This is a genomic window from Armatimonas sp. (assembly GCF_964826245.1).
Genome location: NZ_CBAYMC010000091.1, coordinates 1 through 15,489 on the forward strand (window position 1 = coordinate 1; position 15,489 = coordinate 15,489).

Annotated in this window: 20 protein-coding genes; 16 read left to right on the top strand and 4 right to left on the bottom strand. The window is 58.6% G+C overall.

Annotated elements, in window-relative coordinates; all coding sequences use genetic code 11:
• Positions 1-1,070: Gfo/Idh/MocA family protein (locus AC1XOS_RS10495; RefSeq protein WP_481962175.1), on the bottom strand; the 1,070-nt coding region annotated here is incomplete at its 3' end.
• 36 nt (positions 1,071-1,106) lie between these two features.
• Here AC1XOS_RS10495 and AC1XOS_RS10500 point away from each other — a divergent pair.
• From AC1XOS_RS10500 to AC1XOS_RS10515, 4 genes are all read left to right on the top strand, one after another.
• A complete protein-coding gene (locus AC1XOS_RS10500) occupies positions 1,107-2,255 on the top strand; it encodes a M24 family metallopeptidase (RefSeq protein WP_481962176.1) in 1,149 nt (382 codons plus the stop codon).
• 62 nt (positions 2,256-2,317) lie between these two features.
• A complete protein-coding gene (gene trxA / locus AC1XOS_RS10505; protein WP_481962177.1) occupies positions 2,318-2,641 on the top strand; it encodes a thioredoxin in 324 nt (107 codons plus the stop codon).
• A gap of 104 nt (positions 2,642-2,745) precedes the next feature.
• Positions 2,746-3,453: a response regulator transcription factor gene (locus tag AC1XOS_RS10510; RefSeq protein ID WP_481962178.1), complete on the top strand. Its 708-nt coding sequence runs from the start codon at positions 2,746-2,748 to the stop codon at positions 3,451-3,453.
• Positions 3,450-4,799, top strand: a complete 1,350-nt coding sequence (locus AC1XOS_RS10515; RefSeq protein WP_481962179.1) for an ATP-binding protein — start codon at positions 3,450-3,452, stop codon at positions 4,797-4,799. The genes AC1XOS_RS10510 and AC1XOS_RS10515 overlap by 4 nt, the downstream gene beginning before the upstream one ends.
• On the opposite strand, the gene AC1XOS_RS10520 is transcribed toward AC1XOS_RS10515, so the two are convergent.
• Entirely contained in the window at positions 4,796-5,368 is a 573-nt protein-coding gene (locus AC1XOS_RS10520) for a sigma-70 family RNA polymerase sigma factor (RefSeq protein WP_481962180.1), read from the bottom strand. The two genes, AC1XOS_RS10515 and AC1XOS_RS10520, sit on opposite strands and share 4 nt — an antisense overlap.
• 54 nt (positions 5,369-5,422) lie before the next feature.
• Positions 5,423-6,034, bottom strand: a complete 612-nt coding sequence (locus tag AC1XOS_RS10525) for a TetR/AcrR family transcriptional regulator (RefSeq protein ID WP_481962181.1) — start codon at positions 6,032-6,034, stop codon at positions 5,423-5,425.
• Between the two features lie 140 nt (positions 6,035-6,174).
• Between AC1XOS_RS10525 and AC1XOS_RS10530 the strand changes: the two genes are divergently transcribed.
• From AC1XOS_RS10530 to AC1XOS_RS10560, 7 genes are all read left to right on the top strand, one after another.
• Positions 6,175-6,636: a hypothetical protein gene (locus AC1XOS_RS10530; protein ID WP_481962182.1), complete on the top strand. Its 462-nt coding sequence runs from the start codon at positions 6,175-6,177 to the stop codon at positions 6,634-6,636.
• Positions 6,633-6,917, top strand: a complete 285-nt coding sequence (locus AC1XOS_RS10535; RefSeq protein ID WP_481962183.1) for a hypothetical protein — start codon at positions 6,633-6,635, stop codon at positions 6,915-6,917. The genes AC1XOS_RS10530 and AC1XOS_RS10535 overlap by 4 nt, the downstream gene beginning before the upstream one ends.
• A complete protein-coding gene (locus tag AC1XOS_RS10540) occupies positions 6,914-7,732 on the top strand; it encodes a DUF6754 domain-containing protein (protein ID WP_481962184.1) in 819 nt (272 codons plus the stop codon). Before AC1XOS_RS10535 ends, AC1XOS_RS10540 begins: the two co-directional genes overlap by 4 nt.
• Positions 7,733-8,725, top strand: coding sequence for a hypothetical protein (locus AC1XOS_RS10545; protein WP_481962185.1), 993 nt, complete (start codon positions 7,733-7,735; stop codon positions 8,723-8,725).
• A gap of 2 nt (positions 8,726-8,727) precedes the next feature.
• Positions 8,728-9,600 carry a hypothetical protein gene (locus AC1XOS_RS10550; protein WP_481962186.1) on the top strand — a complete coding sequence of 291 codons (873 nt, stop codon included), beginning with the start codon at positions 8,728-8,730 and terminating at the stop codon, positions 9,598-9,600.
• Positions 9,601-9,602: 2 nt separating this feature from the next.
• Positions 9,603-10,283 carry a hypothetical protein gene (locus tag AC1XOS_RS10555; protein WP_481962187.1) on the top strand — a complete coding sequence of 227 codons (681 nt, stop codon included), beginning with the start codon at positions 9,603-9,605 and terminating at the stop codon, positions 10,281-10,283.
• A 71-nt stretch (positions 10,284-10,354) separates the two neighbouring features.
• Entirely contained in the window at positions 10,355-11,815 is a 1,461-nt protein-coding gene (locus AC1XOS_RS10560; protein WP_481962188.1) for a glycoside hydrolase family 10-like protein, read from the top strand.
• A gap of 77 nt (positions 11,816-11,892) precedes the next feature.
• Here the strand turns inward: AC1XOS_RS10560 and AC1XOS_RS10565 are convergent, their stop codons facing one another.
• Positions 11,893-12,684, bottom strand: coding sequence for a DUF4058 family protein (locus AC1XOS_RS10565; RefSeq protein ID WP_481962189.1), 792 nt, complete (start codon positions 12,682-12,684; stop codon positions 11,893-11,895).
• 33 nt (positions 12,685-12,717) lie between these two features.
• Here AC1XOS_RS10565 and AC1XOS_RS10570 point away from each other — a divergent pair, with 33 nt between their 5' ends.
• From AC1XOS_RS10570 to AC1XOS_RS10590, 5 genes are all read left to right on the top strand, one after another.
• A complete protein-coding gene (locus tag AC1XOS_RS10570) occupies positions 12,718-13,311 on the top strand; it encodes a nucleoside hydrolase (RefSeq protein WP_481962190.1) in 594 nt (197 codons plus the stop codon).
• A 4-nt stretch (positions 13,312-13,315) separates the two neighbouring features.
• On the top strand, positions 13,316-13,828 hold the full coding sequence (gene ruvC, locus AC1XOS_RS10575; RefSeq protein WP_481962191.1) for a crossover junction endodeoxyribonuclease RuvC: 513 nt from the start codon (positions 13,316-13,318) through the stop codon (positions 13,826-13,828).
• A 27-nt stretch (positions 13,829-13,855) separates the two neighbouring features.
• On the top strand, positions 13,856-14,593 hold the full coding sequence (locus tag AC1XOS_RS10580) for a hypothetical protein (protein WP_481962192.1): 738 nt from the start codon (positions 13,856-13,858) through the stop codon (positions 14,591-14,593).
• Between the two features lie 45 nt (positions 14,594-14,638).
• On the top strand, positions 14,639-15,112 hold the full coding sequence (locus AC1XOS_RS10585; RefSeq protein WP_481962193.1) for a protein-disulfide reductase DsbD N-terminal domain-containing protein: 474 nt from the start codon (positions 14,639-14,641) through the stop codon (positions 15,110-15,112).
• A 2-nt stretch (positions 15,113-15,114) separates the two neighbouring features.
• Positions 15,115-15,489 (top strand): hypothetical protein (locus AC1XOS_RS10590; RefSeq protein WP_481962194.1); only part of this gene is annotated, 375 nt, incomplete at its 3' end.

Consider the following 15,489-nt stretch of genomic DNA (forward strand, 5'->3'; position numbering starts at 1 on the left):
TAGTTCATCATGAAGTCCATCCCGCCGTGGCCGCCGGTCTCTAGCGCTTTTGCACCCAGCTCTTTCCACAGAGGGGAGCCAAACTCTTCTTTAATCGTCTCTAGATCTGCCCAAGCGCCATGGTGTGGCTTCTTTGGGTCAAGCTCTAGAAAGACGCCGGCAGGGTAGTCGCGGATAGCGCCTTTGGAGCCCTGGAGCAGTGTCCCGCGGCTGTAGGGGCGTGGCGTTACGACATCATGCTGGAGCATGATCGTGCGGCCTTTGGCGGTCTGGATCAGGCTGGTGTTCATGTCGCCCGCTTTATAAACTTCGCTGCGCTTGGCATTGCCCTCCTCGATAATCACATCGCGCGTCTCCGAGAGGCTAGCCTCGTTACTACTCATCGAGATCAGGCGTGTGAACCGATCTCCTCGGTGAATTCCCATTGCCTGCGCAACCGGGCCGAGGCCGTGAGTGGGGTAGAAGTTACCATCGCTGGTCTTGTGGGGCTCGCGCCGCCAGAGTCCCTCACTCTGGTCGGAGAGGAGTAAGTGACGTAGGTCGTGGATGTAGGCCGCCTCGCCGTGCGTGAGAGTTCCGAGCTTGCCAAGCTGGGCTAAGTGGACCATCATCAGCTCAAGCTCGCCGTAGCAGCAGTTCTCCAGCTGGACGCAGTGCCTCCGCGTCCGCTCACTTGTCTCCACCATCGCCCAGCAGTCGTCAATGGTGACAGCGGCAGGTACTTCCACGGCGGCGTGAAGCCCCGCCTCCATCGCGGCGACGGCATACGGGACGTGCTGTTGCCAAGGAGTCGCGATATAGGCCAGATCCGTGGTATCAGGATTCAGCACCTGGCGCACATCGCCCCCCACAACAATCTTGGGCTCCGGCTTCTCTTTTTGAACGACCGCCGCCGCCGCTTTCTGTGCCGCTTCCTCGCTCACATCAAAAACGGAGACGATCTCCACGCCCGCAACGGCGAGGAGCTCACCCAGCATCCCACGTCCGCGCCCGCCACAGCCCAACAACGCCACCCGCACGGTCTCGCGCGGGGCAAAGGCCACGCCGCGCATCGTCTGAATCGTTGACATGCGAGGATTTTACCAGAGTCAGGTACAATTCCGCCCATGACAGAGTTTGCCTATCCGCAGCGTATTGCTGGCCTTCGAGCACGGTTTGATCTAGAGGCGGAGAAACTTCGGGGCATTGATGCCTTGATTGTCTCCCATATGGAAAATGTCCGCTACTTGACGGGTTTTTCAGGCTCCAATGGCCTGGTGGTGCTGACGAAAAATAAGGCGCTATTTTATACCGACGGACGCTACGGAACCCAGGCCGCCAGAGAGGTACCGGGTTTTGAGCGCATTGTCTTGCCTGCGGGAAGCATTCTGTTGATCGCGGCAGGGGAGTGGCTCCGTGACAATCACGGCACCGGGATTGACTGTATTGGCTTTGAAGCCGATCATATTCCCTACAGTGCGTATCTCACGCTGGAGCAGACTCTCGACCCAGATAACCGTGCGCAGCAGGCTGTTTTCGCCCGCTCCGGCGATGTTGAGGCGATTCGTGCGATTAAAGATGCGAGCGAGATCGCTAAAATTCAAGCGGCCTGCCAGCTCGCCGATGCCTGCTTTGAGCACCTCTGCGGCTTCATAAAACCCGGAATGACCGAGGCGCAGGTGGCATGGGAGCTGGAGTCGTATTTTCGGACGCACGGGGCGCAGAAGCTCAGCTTTGACCCGATTGTGGGCAGCGGCCCCAATGCGGCGCTGATCCATGGGCGGGCAGGGGAGCGCATGCTAGGCTCGTCGGGCGGGCCAGAGTTTGTGCTGATGGACTTTGGCTGCGTGCTCAACGGCTACTGCTCCGACATCACGCGCACCGTGGTGATTGGGGGGGAGCCGACGGAAAAAATGCGCCACATCTACGACTCTGTTCTGGCGGCTCAGCTTGCGGCACTTGCGGCCATCAAGCCCGGTGTGGAAGGCAAGAGTGTGGACACGCTTGCACGAGAGATGCTGAAAAACGCGGGCTATAGTGAGATGCCCCACGGTCTTGGGCATGGCTTGGGGCGTGTGGTGCATGATCTGCCCCTGCCAACATTCTCCCCAAAAGCCACGGTGACCCTGGCAGAGGGCATGGTGGCGACGGTCGAGCCAGGGGTCTACATCGAGGGCTTGGGCGGCGTGCGGATTGAAGACGATGTGCTGGTGACGAGTACGGGGTGTCAGCGCCTGACGGTCTCGTCTAAGGAACTCAGAGTGGTTGGGAACTAATCGCCTGGCTACATTGTAACGAGTGTGGAAGATTTTCTAAAGACTGTTTGGAGGAAGTTAAAATGAGTGCAGCAGCAGCGGTTACATCCGCCGATTTTGAGACAACGGTTCTGAAGGCCACTGTCCCCGTCCTAGTTGATTTTTGGGCTCCCTGGTGTGGCCCGTGTCGCCGTATCGCCCCTGAGCTTGATGCCGTCGCGGAGCAGCTTGGCGAGACGGTCAAGATTGTGAAGCTCAACGTGGACGAAGAGCCTGAGCTGGCGGGCCAGTACGGCATTCAGAGCATCCCGGCGCTGCTGATCTTCAAAGATGGTAAGCAAGTAGATGGGATGGTCGGGCTCGCTCCCCGCCAGGTAATTGCGGAGAAGCTCACCGCGCATATCTAGTTTGCTGCGTTGAAAACCAGAAAGCTCGTGTTGCTGTGCGACACGAGCTTTTTGCGTTAAAAATCCATGAATGCGAAGCGCGTCGTGCAGCGATATAACAGCCTGTGCGAATTCTTATGGTGGAAGATGAGGCTCCGATTGCGTCCGTGGTAAAGCGGGGGCTGGAGCGGGCCGGGTACCAAGTCGAGGTTGCCGACGAGGGACTGGCAGGTTGGGAGCTGGCCAAAGAGGGCGGCTACTCGCTTATCCTACTGGACTTAATGCTACCGGGCCTCGATGGTCTGGAGATCTGCCGTCGCCTCCGGGCACGTCGCGATCGCACGCCCATTCTGATGCTCACGGCCCGTGACGCGGTCTCGGAGCGTGTGAAAGGACTGGAAGCGGGAGCAGACGATTATTTACCCAAGCCCTTTGCCTTCGAGGAGCTACTGGCCCGTGTGCGTGCGCTACTCCGCCGCGAAGGCGTCAATAAGAGCAGCATTATCCAAATCCGCGACTTAGAGATTGACACCACGGCACGACGCGTGCTCCGTGACGGCGAGGAGCTGCCTCTCACGCCGCGTGAGTATAGCCTTCTGGAGGCTCTTGCGAAAAACGAAGGCCGCACCCTGACACGCGAGCTGGTTCTGGAGCGCGTCTGGGATGACGAAGGCCGGACGGGCTCGAACACCGTAGATGTCTATATCACGATGCTCCGGCGCAAGATAGATGCAGATGCAAGTGTTAAGCTGATTCATACGGTACATGGAGTTGGCTATGTCCTGCGCCGCCCGATTGAGGGTGAAGAAAAAGGGGAAGAGGGAAAGATATGAGTGTCCGCCTCCGGCTCACCTTGCTGAATATGTTGGTGTTTGCGCTGGCCCTAGGTTCTTTTGGTGCAATGGTTCGTGTCCAGGTTCAAGCAAAACTGATAGAATCCATTGACTATCAGCTCTATCATGAGCGTACGAACCGCATAGGACGACGGTCTAGCAACGGCTTTACACTCGAGGAGCTGCGAGAGAGGTTTGCCGAAGCTCGCTCGTATGATGCAGAGATGCCCACCTGGACTTTTTATCTCGCAACAGGGACGAACGCACTCGATGGAACGACCCCACTTCTCGATACGGCGAGCTTCAAAAAGTGTGTCGAAACAGGAAAGCCCATCTGGAACACGCGAGGAAATCGCCGGATTGCGACCTTCAAGACGAAGACATCAAGTGGGCCGGATATCTATGGCCAGCGCTCCGAGTCACTAGCTCCCATGAACAGTGAGCTAACTCGCCTGAACCGGACGATGATGACGATGATTCCGATTGCACTTCTCATTGCGGGAGCAGCAGGGATGTTCTTGACAGGGCGAGCACTGGCACCGGTGCGGCAGATCACGGAGGCGGCGGGGCGAATTGGGGTTGAGGATCTCTCGGAGCGGATGCCGGTACGTGGTAAAGATGAGTTCGCACGCCTCTCGCAGACTTTCAATGGAATGCTGGGGCGCCTAGAAGCTTCGTTTGATCGCCAGAAGCGCTTTGTCGCCGATGCCTCGCACGAGCTAAAGACACCGCTGACGGTGATCAAGGCAAACTCTAGCCTCGCGCTTGCGGATCCGGATCTTACCCCAGACTACCGCGAGACACTTGTTGAGATTGATCGCGCTGCCGACCGAACCAGCCGTATCGTGCAAGACTTACTCTTGCTGGCGCGCACGGATCATGCACAGCTCTCGCTAAAAGAGTCTGAAGTCTCTCTGGCGGTGCTTTTCCAAGAAGTGGTCTCGGAGGCGAAAAAGCTCCACCCGATGGGGGCCACTATGGAGGTCCAGGTTGCGCAGGAGTCGGTCTGGGGAGATTCGCACTTGCTGCATCGCTTACTGCTGAACCTACTAGACAATGCCTTGCGCCATACCCCCGCCGATGGGAAAGTCCGTATCGTTGCTCAACCGAGTGGCTTTACCGTCACCGACACAGGGGAGGGGGTCTCACCGGAGCATCTTGCACACCTCGGGGAGCGCTTCTACCGAGTAGACAGCGCCCGCGCCAGGCGGGGCGGGGGGACGGGCCTAGGTCTGGCGATCTCGCGCGCGATTGCGGAAGCGCATGGGGGAACTCTCCTCCTTGAGAGCGAGCAGGGTAAAGGGACAACCGTAAGGGTCACCCTCGCGGCTCCCACCCGCGCCTAGTTCAGGGCTGTGCGCCGGGTGAGGCTCGGAGCTGTCTCCGGGTGCCAGGCTACCAAGGAGCGGCGAACACGCTCGCGGCCACGCGAGAGGCGCGAGCGCACCGTTCCGACCGGAATGGCTAAGTCTTCCGCGATCTCCTGGTAGGCCATGCCCTGCAAGTCTGCCATCGCCACAACGCGCCGGTACTCTTCAGGGAGCGTGCGAACGGCCTGGAGCAGTGCGGCCCCCTCCAACTGGGAGAGTACCTGGCGCTCTGGTGAGGCATTGGGTGCTGTGGGCTGCTCGATAGCAGTGCCGTCGGCGTTTTCCAAGGATATCTGGCGCGGCTCACGGGACTTCTTACGGTACATGTTGTAGAAAAGATTCCGCATAATGGTATGGAGCCAGGCACGGGGGCTCCCATCCGAGCGGTAGGTATCGAACCGGTCGTAGGCACGCAGCAGTGTCTCCTGCACGAGATCCTCAGCGTCTGAGGCGCTCCGGGTGAGAGCCATCGCGGGGCCGTAGAGAGAGGGTTCGTGGGGGAGGATCACCTTTTCGAAAATCTGTGTTTGTGTTTCACTTTTCATTGTTTTACTCTTATTGACTAAATTCGTTTTTTGGTCAGTGGGTTCCAAAAATTTCTAGCGCTTCCGAATCCCGTGAAGCAGAAAGTCTAGCATCGCATTTGCTTGAGCTTCCAGCCCTTTACGACAAGACGGGCTTGCATGACAGGGGTTGAGATAGGGCGGGAAGAAAGGCACCATGGCTAGTAAGAAGTGCGAGGCCGCCTCGGCGGGTGTGCTTGGTAGCTCGAAATCTCCTTCGGTGAGTACCTGAGTGAGGAGGGAAAGCTGTGCCTCACGCTCGGGCTGACCACACTGCATCAGGCGCGGAGAGAGCAGCTCGTTGACAAGCTCGGTGCCATGAACCGTCACTTGCGCCACATCGTGAACCGAGAGAATCGCCGCCAAGAGCATCCGCCTCAGCTTCTCTTCGGGCGAGGCAAGTGAGGCGGCAATGGCTCGCATCTGATCGGTGACATTGCGCTTGACATCGCGGGCTAGTGTGAGGAGGAGTGCTTCCTTGGTCTCAAAGTGCAGATAGACCGATCCCTTGCCAATCCCCGCATCCGCAGCAATCTCGTCGATGGTAGTTTTTTTGAAACCATAGTACAAAAAACGCTTACGGGCGGCCTCTAAGATAGCCCGCCGCGTCTCGTCTCCACCACTGCAGTTGTTCTCTTTACTTCCCATATTGACTGGAATCGTCTTCTGGTCATAAGTTTATCGCAGGCATGTCAGTAATGCAAGTCCCCCCAGAAAGTGAGTGGCTCGTAGAAGAGCGTGTGAGAACATTGACGAAAGTGCCTCTAAGCGGCTATACTCCACCCGATTTGACGAAGGATCTCGTAGAGAAAAGCAACGCTCGTGAGGACGTAATCCTGGCCTGGCGCATCCACCGACTGCGGGAGGAGCCGCAGAAGATTGGGCTGGTCGCACTGGGCTACGGGCTGGCGTTCGCGTTCTGGCGGCTTGCCTTTCCCTACCCACTGGGGCTGTTTCTTCCCATCGTGGCTCTCACGGGAGCGATGGCGGAGTATCTTTTCCCGGTGGACTACAAGCTCACCAAAACCGGTGCGTTCTGCTCCTGTGGCCCGGCGATCAAGCTCGAAATAGCCTGGAGCGATGTGCGGCGGGCGATGGTGGGAAAAGAGGGCATCTATCTCTCGACCCTAAAGATCCCCTCGCGCCTCGACTCCTTCCGGGGGATTCGCCTGCGCTTCTCCGCAGATAACGAGCAGCAAGTTCGCCAGTCGGTTAAGGCGCTGCTGCCGCAGGATGAGGTGAAAGCATGAGCCTCGCGCACTGGAATGAGCCGCTTCCCGAGGCGGAGCGGGAGGCACTTCTTGAAAAAATTTCCACGCAAGTGGTCAAGCGCGGGCTGAGTGTTCCCGCCATTATCGCCCTGGAGATGCACCGCCCCATGGCCTTTATGCTCTCCCAGAGCCTGATCGCACTCACACCACTCTTCGGCCCGCTGGTCGGGCTGAACCGGATGCAGGTATTTGGGCGCTTGCTGGCAGAGCCTGGCGGCGTCGAAGCTCTCATCCGTCGCATTGAGGATAAAACTATATGAACCACGCAACCTGGCCTGCCCTGATCCTGTTGCTGACGATGTCTATTGTCATCGTCGTGACCGTGGTCTCGGCCCAGCAAGGAAAACAGTACTTCATCCGGCGCATTCCGGGGCTTTCAGCCATTGACGAAGCCGTGGGACGCGCTGTCGAGATGGGGCGCGGGATCCTTCTCTCCACTGGTCTCTCCGATGGCATTGACATCATCACGCTCCAAGCGCTAGCCATCTGTGCCAACGTGGCATCGTCGGCGGCGCGCTACGGCACTCGGGTGCAGATGCCGGTCTACAACTCCGCCATGCTCCCCATCGCGGAAGACACGATCTCCAATGCCTACAACCAAGCGGGGCGTGGGGATGCTTACTCTCCCGATGATGTGCGCTACCTGTCCAACCAGCAGTTTGCCTACGCCGCCGGTGTGGCTGGGATGATCCAGCGCGAAAAATTTGCTGCGACGTTTCTTTTTGGGACGTTCTTTGCCGAGTCGCTGATCATGGCGGAGAACGCCAACATGGTCGGAGCGATCCAGGTGGCGGGAACCCCGAGTACCACGCAAGTTCCGTTCTTTATCGCCGCCTGTGACTACGTGATTATCGGTGATGAGTACTACGCCGCGACCGCCTATCTCACGCGCCAGCCGACTCTCATGGGCTCGATTGTCGCACAAGACCGGGTCAAGATCGGGATTCTCGCGATGGTCGTTGTGGGGGCACTCTGCACCACGTTTGTGAACCCGAACCTGTTTAAGAACCTACTCGCCGACCAGAGCGTTCCGATTGGCGAGCTGATGCAAGGGCCGAAAGAGGAGGGCAAGTAGATGGGAATGATCTTTGTAGGGCTGCTGATCGGGATCGTAATCCTCTTTGTGCTCACCCTGGTGCCCAATCGGCTCCGCAAACCCCTGATTGTCCTCGTTACCTTTCTCTCGGGCTGCTTCTATGCCGTGGAGTTTTTCTACCCCACGCACGCCGTCGTTGCCAATAAGCAAGACCTGATTAAGAAATACGGCGCACCAACACAGACCGCGCCTGATTTCGCCGCCGAGGCCCAGAAAGCGGGCAAGGCGCTTGACCCCGAAGCGATCAAAAAACTCCAGGAGCTCTCGCCGGAAGATGCACAGCTTGCGCTCAAAGCGGCTCTGGAGGCGACAACGCCCGACAAGCCCTTCGGCCCCGAGGCGGCGGAGAAGCTCGTCACCCAAGAGAACTTCCTGACCCCAAAGTTTAAGGATGTCTCGGACTGGGCGCTGGTTCTCCAAGCCTTTGCGATTGGACTGGGGATCTACTCGCTCATGTCGGTGCACCTGCGCAATATCGCCATGAAGCGTGCAGGCTGGGGTAACTCTGCGACCCTGATTGCAGCGATCTTCCTGATGGCCTTTGCCCATATCGGGAAAGAGTACAGCAGTAAGGGAGGCTGGCTAGAGACTCTGGACAGTCTGCTCTACAACGGGCTGATGAAGAACCTGGATGCGACCATGTTCTCCATTATCGCGTTCTATATTGTCTCGGCAGCCTACCGTGCGTTCCGCGTCCGCTCCATTGAGGCGACGATTCTTCTGGTGGCCGCTGCGCTGGTGATGCTGGGCAATGTCCCGATTGGCCAGGCCCTCACCAACTGGCTCCCCAATGGCAAGACTGATGTACTAGGCAACCTGCGCCTGGAAAATATCGGGCAGTGGATTCTGAAGAAAGCCAGCAACCCTGCGACCATGGCCATTGACTTTGGCCTTGCCGTCGGCGCCCTGGCGACATCGCTGCGACTCTGGCTCTCGCTGGAGCGTGGCTCCTACTTCGAGGAGGAACTGTAAGCATGAATATCCTCAACAACCTCGACCGGCGGATGCTCTATCTGCTCCTCGCGATTGTGATTGCGATCCCGCTGCTCTTTCCCATCGTGACCAAACCGCTCCCCAAGCCCGCAATCACGGGCTTTACCCAGAGCTACTACGACACGATCGAGAAAGTGGCCGCAGACCCCGTTGCCAAGAACAAGATCGTGATTGTCTCTTGCAACTTTGCGGCAGGGACGCTGGCAGAGAATCTCTCACAGTGCGAGGCCACGGTGCGGCACCTGATGATGCGCAAGCTCAAGTTCGCCATCTTTGGCTTTAGTGACCCGCAGGGCCGTGAGCTGGGCCAGCAGGTGGTAGATAAGCTTGCCAAAGAGTACGACTACCAGTATGGCCGCGACTATGTCAACTGGGGCTACCGACCTGCAGGGGCTGCCGTTGCGCTTCTTAAGACAGCGGTCAACGATCTGCCCGGCGCGATGGGCAAAGACATCAAAGGAACGGCGATCAGCCAGGTTGCCTGCATGCAAGGCATCAAGAGTGTCAACGATGTTTCCCTGATCTGTGAGTTCGCTGCCTCAGCCACTCTTCCTGTCTGGATTCAGTTCTACCAGCGTGCCGGAAAAGCACCGATCCCGACACTCTATGGCCCGACCTCGGTGATGGCGACGGAAGCGGTGAACTATGTCGAGTCTGGGCAGCTTCAGGGAATGCTGATTGGTCTCAAGGGAGCAAGCGAGTACGAGCTGCTCCTGCAAAAAGAAGGCTTCGCATCGTCGGCCTCGGCCTCGCTCTCGCTCTCGCACTTGCTGATCGTGGTGCTGATCGTGCTGGGAAATATTGGAATGTTTGTGGAGCGCAAGCAGCGCGCTGCCGCCGAGGGAGGACGCTAACCATGTCTGAGGGAATGCTGAAAACCATTGTCGTGCTCCTCGGGGTGCTGACAACGCTGGGAATCTACTCGGTTCTCTATAAAGAAAATAAAGTCTTCCGCTTCTTTGAGCACTTGTATCTCGGGCTTGCGGGTGGCTATGCCATCGCGGCAAACTGGAACGATGTGCTCAAGACCAACTGGTGGGAGCCGATGGTCAACGACGGCAAGTGGTGGCTGATCTTACTACTCCCCGCCGGGTCGCTGTTCTACTTTATCTACTCGAAGAAGAACGGCTGGATGGCACGCCTGATCTTCGGTCTGTTTATCGGTCTCGCCGCCGGACAGCAGTTCCAGGGCTTTGCGGGCGACTACTGGCCCAAGATCCAGACGGCTGCGACCAAGACACTCTGGGTAGATTCGACGAAGATCAACCAAGAGTACCCCATCGCTTCCTACGCCACGGTGCTCAACAACTGGCTCTTCATGGCGATCCTGACGGCGGTGATGGTCTACTTCTTCTTCTCGTTTGAGCAGAAAAGTACCGGAGCCATCAGTAAAGTCTCCAAGTTCGGGCGCTACGCCATGATGATCGCCTTTGGCGCGATGTTTGGAAACACGATCATGGCCCGTATGGCGCTTCTCATTGGGCGTATCTACTTCCTGATCCACGCTCCCGAGGCGATGAGCAGTAGCGGGCCGTAGCCTCCTCACCAGGGAAAAGAAAGAGCGCCTCTGACCAGAGGCGCTCTTTCTTTTCGGGTAAACTCCCTCTTGTGAAACGACGTGATTTTTTGACCCTCTCCGCCGGAGCGGGAGCCGCACTCGTTGTGGGCGAAAAGGAAGCACAAGCCCAGGCTCGACAAACTCCCCCCCCGATTGCGCGGGAGTTTCGGGGGCTCTGGGTGGCCACGGTCAACAACATTGACTGGCCCAGCAAGCCCGGCTTGCCTCCTGAAGGCCAGCGCGCGGAGCTGATCGCGCTTCTGGAGCGTGCCAAGCGCCTCAAGCTCAATGCGGTCTTGCTGCAAGTGCGAACATCCTGTGATGCCCTCTACCGCTCGGAGAAAGAGCCCTGGAGCGAGTACCTCACCGGAACCATAGGCCAAGACCCTGGCTGGGACCCCCTCGCGGAAGCCGTGAAAGAGGCCCATGACCGGGGAATCGAGCTACACGCCTGGGTCAATCCCTACCGAGTGCGGCAGCCGGGGGGGAAGAGCTCACTGGCAGCCAACCATATCTCGGTCAAGCGCCCCGATCTCGTCAAGCCCTACGGCAATCTTCAGTGGCTCGATCCCGGTGAGCCCGATGCCAGTAAGCACTCGCTCGATGTCCTGATGGATATTGTCCGTCGCTACGACATTGACGGCCTGCATGTGGACGACTACTTCTACCCTTACAAGATCTGGATCAACGAGAAAGACAAGATTGCCAAGCCCTTCCCGGATGATCCGTCCTGGAAGCGCTACACCCTCTCGGGTGGCAAGCTCTCCCGCTCGGACTGGCGGCGCAAGAACATAGACGACTTTCTCCAGACGCTCTACCAGCAGATCAAGGCCGAGAAGCCGCACGTGAAGTTTGGAATCTCCCCCTTTGGTATCTGGCGACCCGGCTATCCGCCCCAGATCACCGGCTACGACTCCTACGAGAACCTCTACGGTGACAGCCGCAAGTGGATGCAGGAGGGCTGGGCGGACTACTTCGCACCGCAGCTCTACTGGAAGATAGATCAGGCGGGGCAGAGCTTTCCGATATTGCTTCTCTGGAGGGCGGAGCAGAACAAGCTAAATCGCCACCTGTGGCCGGGGCTCTACACCAGCAAGTACCCACCGCTGGAGATCGAGTACCAGATTAAAGTGGCACGTGGGCTCTCCGGCACTCCCAGCGGCCACTTGCATTTCTCCGCCGTTGCTCTACGAAAAGGCATGGAGGAGGACATCCGTACGATGGCGGGTCGCCTCGCCACGGTTGTCTATCCCGAGCCCGCGCTTGTCCCCGCCTGCCCTTGGCTGGGCAGCACGCCACCACCCACGCCCAAAGGCATCCGTATCCGCAACGGTGTCATCTCCTGGCAACCCGTGGACAAAGCCTTCGTCTACGCCGTCCAGTGGCGCACCGACGACCGCTGGAGCACCGTCATCCTCCCCGGCGACCACGCCACCTACGACACCAGCGCACTGGTCGAGCAAGCCGTCGTTACCGCCGTGGATCGCCTGGGAAATGCATCGGTTCCCTAACCCCGGCTCTCAGCTCGTGAACGACCTGTCTAAAGTCGCCCTCCGCAATTTTTTTTGCCCAGCTGTAAGCGAGGTGTCTAGCGGAAGCCGTGCGACTGGAGCAGGGCATCTGCCCACTCTGCGTCCTCGGGGTGGAGGGCTGGGACTGGGGGGAGGGAGTAATCAATACTGCGCTCCATCGCGCCCGCTTCATAGACACGGCTGATGATGCTCTGTAAGTCTAGGCGAATATCGGGGTGGGTTTCCGTGAGTGGAATAAGTACTTGGGGTAGAACCTGACGAACGGTGCGTGGCCACGTGTCGCCGGTCAGGCCGCTACCCGCGCGGTGCAAGCAAACGACATAGTCCCAGTGCCCAAAGTGCGCTGTGATCTCGCTCTTTGAGGCCGCGACCGTATGTGTCCCAGCGCGCAGCAGGTCGATCTCCAGCAAGTGTGTCGCGCTTTTGAGATACTCCGCCTGCTTGCGTCTGTACTCCGCGTAGCCATCTCCAGGCGTTTTATTGGTCGGGCTGAGAATCTCAAGAGCCGTAATCACCCGCTCGGGAACCGCTAGCTCCACAATCTCAATAAACCGCTGCCGCACCTCCCTAACCTCCAGGGCAACGCTTAGAGGAATGTCTATTCCGCGAGGGGCCTCCAAGACGGCTTGACGGCCCCCAAGTGTGGGAAGACGTTCGATGGCAATATCTGGGTAGAAGCGATCCTCAGGGGCCGTCAAGTAGATGCGCTCCTCGATTCGTGCGACGAAGCCTGGCGGAAGGGCGCGATTGAGTGCCTCGAAGCAACAGAAAATCAGCGCTGTATGGATACCACGCCAGTGATCGGGATTTTCCAGATACGGATCCATACCAGGGAATGGAGATGGCATGGTACATTTTATCGCAGAGGGTACACTCAGGCCATGAACCTGCTGTTAGGTCAGGGCGATCCCTACGATCAAGCCCCACGTGTCACGCCAGAGTCTCTCTCCGAGACGCTTCGTGCTACCCCCGAGCCCGTGAGCCTGATTGTCACGGCGGAGTTTGAGGCCCTCGATGCGCTCTTGGCTTCAGACCAGGCGCTGATTCGCTCAAAAGTCGCGCGGCTGTTTCTGGTGGGCGGACGTGCGGAGGGTTTCTTGCCCATTGACCCACGCCTGAAAGAGCGCTACCCGGAGCGCTTTGGGGGTGACCCTGATCCTGCGTTTGGTCGCCTGCTCACGTCCGGCGAGGGCGTGATCTGGCTTCCCGGTGATGTCTGTCTCTGGCGGCACTGGGATGAGGAGAAGCAAGAGGCGACTCTGCTCTCGACGCTTCCCGCGTTCTGCCTTGCCCGCCACCCCGAGCCCATGCCCTGGCTCCGGCTCTTTCGAGTCGTGCCAGCACGCGTCGCCGTGGACGCGAGTGGCAAACTCACAGAGCTGCTGGTCAATGCACCGAGCCCCAATCTCTACGTCGTCGTTGCCGTTGACGGCGCTGCGCTGAGTCGGTTTCTGGTGGCAGAGGTGGTATCCTGACCTCGTGACGATACTGGGAATTGATCCGGGGACGGCGACGACGGGCTTTGGGGTGATCCGCTACGAAGAGGGACGCCTGATACCGGTGGACGTTGGGGTCTTGCTGACAACGCCGGACATGGCCCTTCCCGACCGCCTGAAGTCTATCTACGATGATATCAACACACTCCTAGATCGCTACACGCCCGATCAAGTCGCCTCCGAGAAGCTCTTCTTTGACAAGAATGTCACCAACGGAATTGCCGTAGGCGCGGCACGTGGCGCGATCTTGCTGGCCTTTGCCCAGCGGAACCTGCCGTGGATGGAGTACACCCCGATGCAAGTGAAGTCCGCCGTGACGGGAACCGGTGCGGCAGAGAAGCAGCAAGTTCAAGCGATGGTCGTTCGTTTGCTAAACTTAGCCGAAGTGCCCAAGCCAGACGATGCTGCGGATGCCCTCGCCGTCGCGATCTGCCATGCGCACTCCCATAAAATAAGTGGCATGGGCCGCACCCGCTCCCGCGCCCATCGAAGGTAGACCGCGTTGCACGACTCCAAACCAATCATGAAGATATCGTTTTTTTTGTTTACTCTTCCCCTGGTCATTCTCACGAGCTGCGCCAAGGTACCGCCCGCAGGCTCTTTTGTCGCACCAAAACTGCTCCGAGTGACCTTTGCACTCCGAGGCGAGGTGCAGACTTCGGAGTCGGGTCAGCCGTACTACTACTTTGTCACGATTAACCGCACCGCCGATCCCGCCGACAGTGGCCCTGTGCCTGTCGTAGATCGTCCTTGGGGAAATGGCTTCGCTGCCGCCAATGCCACGGCCGGGCAGGGCTTTGTGGGGTTTGTTGCCTACAACTACCGCGGTCCTGGCTACGGGGTTTACTCGTGTCTGAGTAACGGCGTTCTCAAGAACCCCGTCGAGGGAATCTTCACGCCACTGGGCCTTCCCTATCAGTCCACGCCGATTGTCCGAGGGACAAAAGTCGTCTCGTTTCAAATAGATCTCAACACGCTGCCCAACAGCACGCAGCGCTTCGTTCAGCTCAATATTATCGCCACCAATAACATTCCTCAGGGGGCAGAAGATGCTCCTAAGGTCTGGGATGCCCTCGGCGATGGACGAAACACCGGCTCACTCAACCAGTTCATTACGATTGACACCGCCCAGAACCAGCTCAGGCGCAACACCGACGACCGCCGGGAGCCCACCGAGAACGATGTGCGCGATCACGTCCTCTCGCTAGTGGACGAGCCGAACTTAGATATTGTAGACTGGGAGATCGAGTACAGGAACTAATTGCCCGGTGATCTTTGTACTATAGGACAAGAGGACTTTACGATTATGTGGATTCGCACCGCAGCCGTGGCTGCACTGATCTCGTCGCTTACCGTTTCGGCTCCCGCTCAGGCTCCTAAAATGCCCGGCTTTCTGTCTTCCGTGAAGGCGAGCGCGGCTCCGGGAAGTGTCAAAGCAGGAGGGAAGGCAACCCTGACCCTCACTATCGCGATGGCTCCCGGTTTTCATATCTACGACCCTAAGCCGGGGGATGAGTTCGCGATTGCATCTGAGCTGGTCTATGGGAAGATCCCTGGCGTGGTGTTTGGAAAGGCAGTCTGGCCTGCCCCTAAAATGCACGAAAAGACGCGTGTTCATGAAGGGACGATCACCGTGACGGTTCCTATCGCGCTGGCAAAGACCGTCAAGCCTGGTGCCTTAAAGCTCGCTACCACGCTCAAGTCCCAAGGCTGTAATGAGACGGGCTGTCTGCCTCCCGACTCGGTGACGGTTACCGCGCCTCTGATGGTGAGCAAGTAGCCATGCGACGCCTCCTTGCCTTCTTTGTGGTCGCGCTCGTCGGAGTGTCCAGCGCCTTTGCCACGCCGCAAAAGCCGACCCTCACGGCAACTGTCGCACCGACTCCCGCGCGACCCGGTGAGTTTGCCACGGTGACGATCTCGGCGAAGCTTATTGGTGGGACACACATCTATGGCCTCGCTGCCGATGAGAGTCTCTTCACTCCAACGAGTGTGACTGTTGAGGGCAAGGGGATCACGGCTGCCGGACAGCCCACGGAGTCCAAGACAGAGCCGTTTTATAGCACCGCAGATAAAGCAACCGTGGGAGTGCACGGCCACGAGGCGACATTTACGCAAGCCATTCAGGTTGATGCGAGTGCTACACCCGGCACTCTG